The sequence below is a fragment of the Limnofasciculus baicalensis BBK-W-15 genome (genome assembly GCF_024178385.1).
In the GTDB taxonomy this organism is placed as follows: domain Bacteria; phylum Cyanobacteriota; class Cyanobacteriia; order Cyanobacteriales; family Coleofasciculaceae; genus Limnofasciculus; species Limnofasciculus baicalensis.
In genome coordinates, this window is record NZ_JAMZMM010000192.1 from 1 (window position 1) to 11,616 (window position 11,616).

An 11,616-nucleotide genomic window follows, 5' to 3' on the forward strand; every position below is an offset into this window, starting at 1 on the left:
GATTACAGAACTGACATTAAGTTTATTTTACTTTACTTTACAGGAACTTTATATAAAGTTAAACTTATCTTAAGTAAGATTATAATAATAATACAAAAAATTGAATAAATAGCGCCATGAAATCTCCTTTGAAAGCAACGGTTAATTGTATTTACCTAAATGTACTCCTTCTTGAAGACAATACGACGGAAGCCAAGCTAATCCAAGATTTGCTATCGCAAACGAATAATATCCAAGTTGAGTTAACCCGTGTCAGACTCGTGAGTCAAGCCATACAACTGCTGCATAAAAACACGTTTGATGTTATTTTGCTAGATCTATCACTGCCTGACAGCCAGGGACTGGATACGATTTCTAGGTTTAAAGAGTATGGTCTAAATACACCAATTGTAGTTCTGACAGCTTGTCAAGATCAAGAACTTGCTATTCAGGCAATCCAAGCTGGAGCGCAGGATTATTTAGTGAAAGGGAAGGTTTGTGGCGAATTGCTGATTCGCTCCCTCCGTTACGCGGCGCAGCGTCAAATGTCCCTAGAAGCCTTGCGCCTTAGCGAAGAGAAATATCGCTCTGTCGTTAATAACATTAAAGAAGTCATTTTTCAAACCGATGTCAACGGCAATTGGACATTCTTAAATCCAGCTTGGAAAGAAATTACTGGATTTTCTGTTGGGGCAAGTTTAGGTACTCCCATTTCAAATTATATCTATCCAGATGACCGTCCTCGAAATCTCGTCGTATTTCGGACTCTGATTGAAGGAAAAAAAGGCGACTGTCGCTATCAAATCCGCTATCTAACTAATTCTGGACGCTTTCGTTGGCTTGAGGTTCAGGCGCGTTTAACTTTTGCTCCAGATCGAACAATTTCCGGAACTACTGGCACATTAAACGACATCACTGAAGAAAAACTTGCTCAAGAAGCTTTACGTCAGTCAGAGGCACGAGAACGCCAAAAAGCAAAAGAATTAGAATTAGCTCTGTACGAAATTAAACGTACTGAATCCCAACTAGTTCAGAATGAAAAGATGATTAGTTTAGGTCAATTGGTAGCGGGTGTCGCTCACGAAATCAATAATCCCATTGGCTTTATCTATAGTAATATTACCCCAGCTAGCGAATATGCTGCTGACCTTTTGCATTTAATTGAGCTTTACCAACGGCAATATCCGAATCCTCCGCGAGAAATTCAAGAGGAGATTGAAGCTATTGACCTCAATTTCGTCAAGGAAGACTTCCCTCAATTATTGATGTCTATGAGAGAAGGAGCAAACCGCATTCAGGAAATTGTGATATCTTTGCGGAATTTCTCCCATCTAGATAAAGCCGAGAAAAAAACTGTCGATCTCCACGCTGGAATTGATACCACCTTGATGATTTTAAAGCACCGCCTTAAAAAACAATATAACAGACAGGCGATTCAGGTGGTTAAAGAGTACGGTCAAATCCCGATGGTGAAATGCTATCCAGGTCAAATCAATCAAGTCTTTATGAATATCTTTTCTAATGCGATTGATGCTTTAGTAAAAAGACTTGAGGATGATTCATTTTTAATACCCTCGATTCGGATTCGTACCGGACTAAGTGACTGTAAAACAGCAGTTATTATTGGCATTTCTGACAATGGATATGGTATACCATCTGCTGTAAAACAGCGCTTATTCGATCCTTTTTTTACCACTAAAGCTGTTGGTAGTGGAAGTGGTTTAGGATTGTCGATTAGTCAATCAATTATAGTAGAGAAACATCAAGGAGAATTAGAATGTAATTCTCATCCTGGTAGAGGGACAGAATTTGTAATTAAACTTCCTCTTTATCCAGGAAATTCCTAGTGCCAACAGGCAAAAGTCACCCTTTCAAAATTTGAACCTAGTAGAGGAATTAGGGTTTGCTGAATAAGTCAGATTTAGATAGCCAATGGATTAAATAGTTATTCAGCAAGCCCTAATTAGCGAAAATCAATTGCTATCTCCATAAGTCGATAAAAGGAAAGTGTCTGTCAAAATCATCGTAGAAATGTAGCCTTCCCACTCCTAAATATAAACCGTAGGGTTTTTCACCCGCCGGAAATGCTGCAACGCCAAAAAGATATATTCCATCAATTGGATTTCGCACAGGGCGAAGTCCAATTGTGACTATTTTTCCTGGAGAAATTGGTGGATCAAAAGTCAGGGAAATCGTCTTTGTTTCTTTGTCTTCAGTTACCTCTACAATCGCTAATTTATCACCTTTATGCCGATGCTTTCCTTCAAATACAAAACTCTCTTCCAGATTGAATCTAATCGTCTCAAATCCTTCACGCTGTTGAATCTTCACCATCCCGAGGGGTTCACCAATATTTTCTGGTAATTCGACGGTGAAATAGTAAGTCGCACCCCAAGCATACGCTTCATTAAAAGTAGTGCTAGCTGCAATTAAATGAGGCGATCTTACAAAGGCAACTGTGCCATTAGCTAGCTGAATTGCTTCAGCAAAGGGTACAGCAACTCCTGTAAAGGTTGCTGTTAATGCTATTGTTGTGCCCAATATTGTATGAATACGCATATTTTTGTTGGGGTAACGGGGAAAATCGGAACCGCGACGTTACCCTTACTACAGTTGTAACCTATAGGAGGCGCTTAAGCGCCTACTACGAACGGTAAAGTACTATTGATTTTAGTTAAGCTTCAAAGAGTTAACTGGTACTTCATCCCAGGAATTAACTTTTCTTAACCTTGCTACCCACCCAGCCGACTTTTGCTGTTGTGTCAAATTCTGTTGGAAAGACTTGTGACAGTCTTGTGCTTCCTCTTCATTACAGGTGGCAATACAAGAATAAATCAGACCTGACGGATCAATCTGTTCGTTTACCCAAATCATTGTTGTTTGTTATTTGTTGTTTGTTGTTTGTTATTTTGCCAATAACCAATAACAGTTCAAAATACCACAGATGTTTTCCCTGCTAGTTGGGTGAGAGCATCGCCAGTCACCCGGCAAATCCGCCAGTCAGGTAAGACAGAAGCCCCCATTTCCTCGTAAAATGCGATCGCAGGTTGATTCCAGTCTAAAACGCTCCACTCCAAACGTCCACAGCTACGGTTCACTGCTAACTCAGCAATGTATTTTAGGATTGCCTTGCCAATACCCATACGCCTAAATTCTGGTAAAACAAATATATCTTCAATATAAATTCCTGGCTTGGTCAAAAATGTGGAATAGTTGTGAAAAAATAGGGCAAATCCTACTCCTTTCCCTCCATAGTCTGCTATAATTGCTTCTCCATAGGGTTTAGCACCGAATAGGTGTTCTTTGAGATTATCTATATTACCAGTGACTGTGTGAGATAGTTTTTCGTACTCTGCCAGTGCCAGAATCAATGCAAACAACATGGGTACATCGGAAGGTGTGGCTTGTCGTAATCTGAAGTTATCAGTCATTTGTTGTTTGTTATTTGTTATTTGTTGTTTGTTGTTTGTTATTTGTTATTTGTTGTTTGTTATTTGTTGTTTGTTATTTGTTATTTGTTATTTGTTGTTTGTTGTTTGTTGTTTGTTATTTGTTATTTGTTGTTTGTTGTTTGTTGTTTGTTCTTTGTTGTTTGTTCTTTGTTGTTTCTTGTTTGTTCTTTTTTGTTTCTTGTTTCTTGGCAAACCAATAACCAATAACTAATAACTAATAACTAATAACCAATAACAAACCTAAGTCAACCAACCTTGCAAGCGTCTGGCAACTTGGGGGCGGCGCAGCTTTCGCATGGCTTTGCTTTGAATCTGACGCACCCTTTCGCGAGAGAGATTGAAGATATTCCCCACTTCTTCTAGGGTATAGGATTCTGTACCAACTAAACCATAGCGGAGAGATATTACATCTCTTTCTCGCTCTGTCAATACGTCAGTCAAGACATCCCAAATCTCTTGACGCATCATGACTTCATTCATTTGATCTTCGGGCAATTTCAGATCGTTATCTTCGAGTAAATCGACTAATTCAGTATCTTCTGCTTTACCTACGCGATGGTTGAGGGAGAGGGATCTCCGTCGCAATTCTAGTAACTGCCGCAAATGGGTACAACTAATATCGAGAGCTTTAGCAAGTTCAGTTTCACTAGGATTTCGTTGTAATGTTTGCTTAAGTTCCCGTTGGACTTTTTTCAGTTTATTGAGTTTTTCGACAATGTGGATGGGCAAGCGTATCGTGCGAGCATCGTTAGCAATAGTACGGGTAATTGCCTGACGAATCCACCAGTAGGCATAGGTGGAGAATTTGTAACCTTTAGTAGGGTCAAATTTTTCCGCAGCGCGATTTAAGCCTAATGCACCTTCTTGAATTAAATCTAGGAAAGGAACACCCCGGTTGAGATATCGTTTAGCAATGGAAACCACCAATCGCAAGTTGGAACGAATCATTTTACGCTTGGCTACTCGACCCCGATAGAGGCGATTTTCCAACTGACTTTGTGTCAGATTTAGGGATTGGGCAACTTCGGCTTGGCTTGCTTTGCGCCCCATTTCCTCTTGCCAGTTTTCCTGAATTTCTTCGACTTCCACTAGAAACTTAACCGCATGAGCCAATTCCACCTCTTCTTCGGGCTTAAGGAGAGGGTAACGAGCCATTTCTTTAAAAAATGCACCGACTGTATCATCAATGCCACCTTTACGGTATCCCAATGAACGACTTGCCCCTAAAGTCTGGACTGATTCGGAAAATTCTACTTCCACGGTATGCCAGTCATTTTCTTCTATCTCATGGTTGTTATTGTCAGAAAATTCTGTATCTTCTGTCAACTTGAGTGTATCAGTTTGGTTTAATTCAAAACTATTCATAGTCGGGTTTGAGTTTTGAGTGTTATTGAGGATTGTGATAAAAAGACCCTGATGATATTTACATGACGGATGTAAGAAATATGGGTAATTTTTCAAAAAGGACTGTAACTAGTGCCTGGGAGAGCTACCAAGGATATATAAGGTTTGGTTTAGAAGAATTAATCAATCCTAGCATAGCCCTCTTCAAACTTAAGGAGCAGAAAATACTGACGGTAAGGCTGCGATTACCAATTTAGGTAGTTGTTGTGGCACATTTAAGCGATACAATGGTAACACATTTGCATAAAAGCACGATCTTTAAGGCTCAAAGCATTTGCCTGGAAAGCCCGGATCGTAGTGTTTTGAGGGTCATTGAGATCGAGGGAGATTCTCTATCTATAGTAAAAAAATTTTCCGACTTTTGCCCCACCCAGCTTGTGGTTGACATCGCCGTGTTTCGTAAAAAATTGGGAAATGTAAGATTCATTACAATCGAATAGGATTAGATATGGTTATCAATATCGATTCCACCTCAGAAAGGCGTGGGCTTTCTTTCTCCCGTCCTTTTTGTCTAATATTGCCAGAAGAGAATCAAAATTTAGGAGCATTAATCCGTGATCGCAGAAACTATCGTTGAGAAACTCCCTATAGCAATAGAGTCAGGAGTGAATATCCCCTATAACTCAAGTGACTTTGATAAATACATCATGACAACTTACGGACGCTTTCCCCTTGCCCTGGAAAGGGGACTGGGTTGCCGTGTCTGGGATACGTCGGGGCGGGAATATCTCGACTTTGTGGCTGGGATTGCTACCTGTACTCTGGGACATGCCCATCCAGGAATGGTGGAAGCCGTGACGCGCCAAATTCAAACCCTTCACCATGTGTCTAATTTATACTACATACCACAGCAAGGGGACTTAGGGAAATGGTTGGTCGAGCATTCCTGTGCGGATCGAGTATTTTTCTGTAATTCTGGGGCAGAGGCAAACGAAGGGGCAATCAAACTAGCACGGAAATACGCCCATACGGTCTTAGATCTTGAGAAACCTGTAATTTTGACGGCAAAAGCCAGTTTCCATGGACGGACGCTAGCGACGGTTACAGCTACTGGTCAGCCAAAGTATCAGAAGTATTTCGATCCCTTAGTGCCGGGATTCAGTTATGTCCCTTACAACGATATTGAAGCACTAAAAAATGCGATCGCAGAAATTGATGAAGGTAATCAGCGGGTGGCGGCAATTATGCTGGAAGCTTTGCAGGGAGAAGGTGGCGTTTGCCCTGGCAATAAAGAATACTTCCAGGAATTGCGGGAAATCTGTGACGATACGGGCATCCTCCTAATTTTAGATGAAGTTCAGGTAGGTATGGGTCGCACAGGGAAATATTGGGGTTATGAAAATCTGGGTATTGAACCAGATATTTTTACCAGCGCCAAGGGATTAGCTGGTGGTATCCCAATTGGGGCGCTGATGTGCAAGAAATTCTGCGATGTTTTTGGCCCGGGAGAACATGCTAGCACCTTTGGTGGAAATCCTTTTGCCTGTGCTGTAGGCTTGACGGTTGCTCAAACCTTGGAAAAGGAAAATATTCTGCAAAATGTCCAGGAAAGGGGCGAACAGTTGCGGATGAAATTAACTGCGATTGCGGATCGATATCCCGATCTTTTCACAGAAGTACGGGGTTGGGGTTTGATGAATGGGATGGAATTAAAAGCTGATATTGAGTTAACTTCAATAGATGTAGTGAAAGCGGCGATGGAGCAAGGCTTATTGCTAGTGCCAGCAGGACCTAAAGTACTGCGGTTTGTGCCACCATTGATTGTTTCTGCTGAGGAAATTGAGAAAGCGGTTCATTTGCTGGAAAACGCGATCGCATCTTTAACCAGTTGATTGACTTAACCAAGAAACCCGGTTTTTTTAAGAAACCGGGTTTATAAACTTCTCAATTAGCGATTAGCTATTAGCCATTACCCTGTCTTCAGACAGAAGCGTAAAGTAGTTACAATCGCCAGTGTCAATACTAATCCCCACAGAATAAATACCCACTTTCGATTAAATCCAAACCGAGCGTAGTTAAATGGTAAAAGTGCTACTTGATGGCGATCTTTTAGAAAATACTCCTGACGAGAGTTCACGAAACTAATGTTTTTATTAAGGCAGTGTTCGGGAAAAGAACTATTAGAGAAATAAGAGTCAATCTCACACGCAATATTCGTCCAACGCTCACCTAAACGAAATTGAAGATACTGAGATGCTGATGGAAGAGACAAAGCTTGAGCAGACTCCAGAGAGAAAAGTAATATAACCGAAGAAATTTGGACTATAATTGCTAAAGTAATAATCCCTCGCATTAGCCAAAGCTTCAACCGTTTTGCAGCTAGGATATCCTGTATAAATAAGGCAACTAGAGGAATAAGTAATAGTTGGACAGAGGTAACATGATACCTAGCTCCCCAGGCAGCATCACCATGCCAGAAATCGAGACGACTGGTGAGAAGTAGATGTAAGCCAAGATTAAAAATTCCAGTCACTAAGTACCACTGTATGTAAGGTGAGAGTCTTTTCCAGATAACAATTCCTAACACTAAACAAGGTAATAGTAACGGATCGTAAATAAAAATACTTTTCGCTGGTGAGAATAGTGGTCCAAGAATCCCGACATAAGGTGGATTAATAAAGGGATAATTAGCAGGTAGCTCTGGTAGATTAGCCCAGATTGGCTCCGTAGTTAATTGTTTTAGAGAAAGGCTTTGGGGATTAACCAAAAAACTCCCATAGCGGTTGTAAGTCAAGACTCTTTCCACCAAAGCCAAAGGCAGAAAACCACCTAGCCACAATCCCATAACCTGAATAATTTTTAGCTTGTCGCGGCTTTGATAGGCTACACAGCCCACTAGAAAAAGCAATACAGTCAAAACATGAATAATACTGGTTAGGCGGATTAGGAAAGCAGCACCTAACCCGATGCCGCTGATGACAGCAAAGTGAGGAATTCCACGCTTTACAAAAGCTAAAGCTGCGGCGTAACCGATGGTAACAAAGAGTAGCACTTGATTATTCTGTTGAGGCACTTGGGCGTAGTGCAAAAATGTTGTACCAAGTAACCAAGTAATACTCCCTAACCCAGCAATTCTCTCATTAAAATCAAAAAGCCGCAGCAGCCAGAAACAAGAGACGACAGCAGCAACATTCAATGGCACAAAAATTACGAAGTTAATAACTAAACTCCGAAAATCTCTTTCCCCTACTTTAGGAAACCATCGGTGTAGTTGAGTGCCCAACCAATCACCAGGAAGCATGAGCATAGGCTGTCCGACATCGTAAGGGATATAACGCTTACCGTCTACCCCCTTGACTAGAGCAAAAAACTCTTCCCGACTCTGCGGCTGATAATCGGGATCGACTTCTTCAGTACCTCTCCACCAGGCGTGAGCCATTTCCAATCTGAGGCGTGCATCTGCATTAATCGTTCCTGAGTTAATGGCGCTAATCCACAACAGGGCAATTAGAGATACCTTGATAAGAGTTTTCATTAGTAGTCAAAATTATATTACCTATGTTTAATTTTCAATATAAAAAACTAAATTTGATATCAATCCCAAAAGTCGGAAATGTTTTTTACGCACTTTAGCATCTACTGGAAAAAGACTTAACATATTTTTTTCAGATAAAAGGTTAAGGTTTGCCTCTTTCGCCCAAAACTCTTTGCCTAACCATCTGAGAATTTGGCGAAACCAGGAATGTGGCAGCCAGTGAATCAGAGGCAAAGCCGTATGAAATTCTATGGGATACCAACGATTGGGAGTAGTAATAAAACAAGTACGACTAACCCGACATAGTTCATGAATAAAAGCACGTTGATTATCGCGACTACCCACATGCTCAATCACAGCAAAACTGACCCCCAAATCAAAACTTTTATCGGGGAAAGGTAGTCTCAAACCATCCGTTTTAACAAAAGTTAAACCAGGATAATCCTGCTCTAGAAAGGAAGCATCCTCTAAGCCAACTGCTGTAAGTTTGTGAGGATATGGATATAGCTTCTCAAAAAAATTGCAATCCAAACGACGATCCGAAGTTACCCCAACGTCTAACACAGTTATTTCGGGTGTTATGTCCGCCATTTCCATCAATGACTTAAACATTTTTTGGCGAGCATACCAAGATAGCTTAGTCCCTAAACCAGATAATTTTGGTCCAATATAAGGGCTATTTTCATGTTTTTTATAGTCAGTCATAATTAAACTTTTTTCGGTAGTAATATAGGCATATCAATAATACTCATTGCCGTTTCAACCCCAAAACACTCAAAAAGAAACTTGACAGAATAACTTCAAAACCTAAAGCAAGACAGGTAACTGATGGAATCACTATCCGCATCGTCTGGGAAGGCTTCAGCGAACCAAATAAATGTACCTTCCAGATGCCAAAAGCATAGATCGATCCAGTGATACCTAATAATAAAAGTATACTACCAACAATCAATCCGACCTCCAAGTTGATATAGCGAAATACCTTGTTTAATCGATTGTCTTCAGGAAGCAATCCTTCACTGATAGCAAATATTTTAGTAAATATAGCGAAAGCGACTGCCTGAAATCCAACAATAATAGCTGTGGCTGCAAATAGCAGAGTGTGTATATCAAAAATACCTCTAGAGCCAGGTAATAACCACAAGGTAATTATTAAACCAAGAAGCATTAGCAATCCACCGGGATACAGGAACAGCCATCGGGGACTATATAGTAGCATAAATCGCAGATGTCGCCAACCATCTCGCCAACTCCGCAAATGAGGAGGACGACTCCTACCATCAGGAGATAGAGTTGTTGGTACTTCAGTAATTCGCATTTTGTGTAGGGTAGCTTTGACTACCATTTCACTGGCGAATTCCATACCTGTTGTACGCAAGTTTAGTTGTTCTATCGCGTCTTTCCTAAAACCCCGTAGCCCGCAGTGAAAATCACCACAGGGAGCGGGGAAGAGCAACCTTCCTATGAATGTTAAGACAGGATTTCCTAGATATCTATGTAGAGGTGGCATAGCACCAGGTTTGATACCACCTTTGAAGCGATTTCCCATTACTAAGTCGTAGCCCTCCCTCAACTTTTTGATAAATGGAGTTAGGTTGGTGAAGTCATAACTATCGTCAGCATCTCCCATAATAATGTATTGACCGCGTGCGGCAGAAATACCGCCCATTAGGGCGCTGCCGTATCCTTTGGCTTTAATCGGAACAACACGCGCTCCCATCTGTTTTGCGATCCCTTGAGATCCGTCTGTGCTGCCGTTATCGGCTACAATGATTTCACCAGAAATATCCTGTTGGGCTAAGTAGTATTGCGCCTTATTGATGCAGGTTTCTAAAGTTTCTGCCTCGTTTAGGCAAGGCATAACGATGGAAAGTTCAACGCAGGCAGTCTGTATGTCAGGCAATTGGTTTAGCATTCCTTTACCTTCTTCTTATTTTAGCCAGCTTTTTAAATACCCAAGGCTTTGATTCCTTGAGAACCATCAATCAATAAAACGGAAATCTTAAGTAAGTGGATTTTACAATAAGCTAAGGAAAAAAGCAAAAATTTATTAATTAATCTTTACATAGTCTTCTGGAAGTTCCCAAAACTATGTTTAGTTATGTAAACAATCTCTCATCAAGGCTAATAATTAAGTTTTGTGATTTACATTTAGGTGGGTATAATTAAACCCAAATATGTATAGTTATGTAAATAATCTCTCATCAAGGCTAATAATTAATTTTTGTAATTTACATTATGTTACAAACTCGTGTAGATTTGTGCCAACTTACTTAACTATCTTGAAGTAGTTCTTGACTGAAAGACTTCAATGGGCATCTGCCATATCTCATCTTCTACTATACACCTTCAATCTCTCAGTTCATGAAGAATATTTTGTCTTTTGTTAAACCCTACTTACGCTGGGTGATTCTGGGTATAACCCTATTTTTTATAGCAAAAACTTTCAAAGATCGCTGGCGTGAAGTTGCTCTAATTCGCATTGATACTAGGGGATGGCTCATGTTAACTATCGCCCTAGTTATTACGTTACTCGCTCATACTTTTTCTGGCTGGGTATGGACTGGTATTTTACGCGGATTTAAGCAACCTGTGGGACGGTTATGGGCGATTCAAGTTTATCTTAAAACTAATATTGCTAAGTATTTACCGGGTAATGTTTGGCATTACTATGGTCGCATTTCAGCGGTGACTCGTGTAGGTGGTTCTGTCGGTGTTGCAACTCTCAGTGTATTATTAGAACCGCTTTTAATGGCTGCTGCGGCTTTAATTATTGCCCTAGTTAGTAATGGATTAGGTTGGATAGTAACTGGATCAGATCACCGGACTTTGGGACTGCAAATTTTTGCTTTAACTATGGTTTTATTAGGGATTCATCCTCGAATTCTTAACCCAGTAATTCAGCGATTAAACCGCTCTAAGGGAAATATTGGCAAAACTGAACCAGTTCGGATTGAACGCTATCCTCTATTACCTTTACTGGGAGAAATGGGTTTTTTATGCTTACGGGGAACTGGATTTTTATTTACTTTTCTGGTACTTATTCCTGTTGAGCTTAATCAAATTCCTCAGTTATTGAGTGCATTTAGTTTTGCCTGGTTGATGGGATTAATTGTACCAGGAGCGCCGGGAGGTTTGGGAGTCTTTGAAGCAACTGCGATCGCACTTTTAGATAACCACTTCTCTGGAGGTTTGATTCTCACAGTTGTTGCCCTATTTCGGATTGTCAGTATTCTCGCAGAAGTTATCGCAGCGGGATTGGCAATTTTGAGTGAGGGGAATGGGGAATAGGGAATGGGGAATGGG

The 11,616-nt window shown here is 40.6% G+C and carries 10 protein-coding genes; 3 read left to right on the plus strand and 7 right to left on the minus strand.

Annotated elements, in window-relative coordinates; all coding sequences use genetic code 11:
• The first annotated feature begins 116 nt into the window (after positions 1-116).
• Positions 117-1,826, plus strand: a complete 1,710-nt coding sequence (locus NJ959_RS17955) for an ATP-binding protein (protein WP_254013112.1) — start codon at positions 117-119, stop codon at positions 1,824-1,826.
• A 133-nt stretch (positions 1,827-1,959) separates the two neighbouring features.
• Here the strand turns inward: NJ959_RS17955 and NJ959_RS17960 are convergent, their stop codons facing one another.
• The 4 genes from NJ959_RS17960 to NJ959_RS17975 form a co-directional block, all read right to left on the minus strand.
• Positions 1,960-2,538, minus strand: coding sequence for a DUF2808 domain-containing protein (locus tag NJ959_RS17960; protein WP_254013113.1), 579 nt, complete (start codon positions 2,536-2,538; stop codon positions 1,960-1,962).
• 111 nt (positions 2,539-2,649) lie between these two features.
• Positions 2,650-2,853: a glycogen debranching protein gene (locus NJ959_RS17965; protein ID WP_254013114.1), complete on the minus strand. Its 204-nt coding sequence runs from the start codon at positions 2,851-2,853 to the stop codon at positions 2,650-2,652.
• A gap of 56 nt (positions 2,854-2,909) precedes the next feature.
• Complete coding sequence (locus NJ959_RS17970; RefSeq protein ID WP_254013115.1) at positions 2,910-3,410, minus strand: GNAT family N-acetyltransferase; 501 nt, start codon at positions 3,408-3,410, stop codon at positions 2,910-2,912.
• A 261-nt stretch (positions 3,411-3,671) separates the two neighbouring features.
• Positions 3,672-4,796, minus strand: coding sequence for an RNA polymerase sigma factor, RpoD/SigA family (locus NJ959_RS17975; RefSeq protein WP_254013116.1), 1,125 nt, complete (start codon positions 4,794-4,796; stop codon positions 3,672-3,674).
• 626 nt (positions 4,797-5,422) lie between these two features.
• Between NJ959_RS17975 and NJ959_RS17980 the strand changes: the two genes are divergently transcribed.
• Complete coding sequence (locus NJ959_RS17980; RefSeq protein WP_373693675.1) at positions 5,423-6,667, plus strand: aspartate aminotransferase family protein; 1,245 nt, start codon at positions 5,423-5,425, stop codon at positions 6,665-6,667.
• A 77-nt stretch (positions 6,668-6,744) separates the two neighbouring features.
• Here NJ959_RS17980 and NJ959_RS17985 read toward each other — a convergent pair whose 3' ends face one another.
• From NJ959_RS17985 to NJ959_RS17995, 3 genes are read right to left on the minus strand one after another with little or no spacing between them, the layout of a single operon-like run.
• A complete protein-coding gene (locus tag NJ959_RS17985) occupies positions 6,745-8,310 on the minus strand; it encodes a glycosyltransferase family protein (RefSeq protein WP_254013118.1) in 1,566 nt (521 codons plus the stop codon).
• Between the two features lie 27 nt (positions 8,311-8,337).
• A complete protein-coding gene (locus NJ959_RS17990) occupies positions 8,338-9,015 on the minus strand; it encodes a methyltransferase domain-containing protein (RefSeq protein WP_254013119.1) in 678 nt (225 codons plus the stop codon).
• 43 nt (positions 9,016-9,058) lie between these two features.
• On the minus strand, positions 9,059-10,225 hold the full coding sequence (locus tag NJ959_RS17995; RefSeq protein ID WP_254013120.1) for a glycosyltransferase family 2 protein: 1,167 nt from the start codon (positions 10,223-10,225) through the stop codon (positions 9,059-9,061).
• Positions 10,226-10,674: 449 nt separating this feature from the next.
• Between NJ959_RS17995 and NJ959_RS18000 the strand changes: the two genes are divergently transcribed.
• The gene (locus NJ959_RS18000; protein WP_254013121.1) at positions 10,675-11,601 is read left to right on the plus strand and encodes a lysylphosphatidylglycerol synthase domain-containing protein; all 927 of its coding nucleotides are present in this window, start codon (positions 10,675-10,677) and stop codon (positions 11,599-11,601) included.
• The last annotated feature ends 15 nt before the right edge of the window (positions 11,602-11,616 follow it).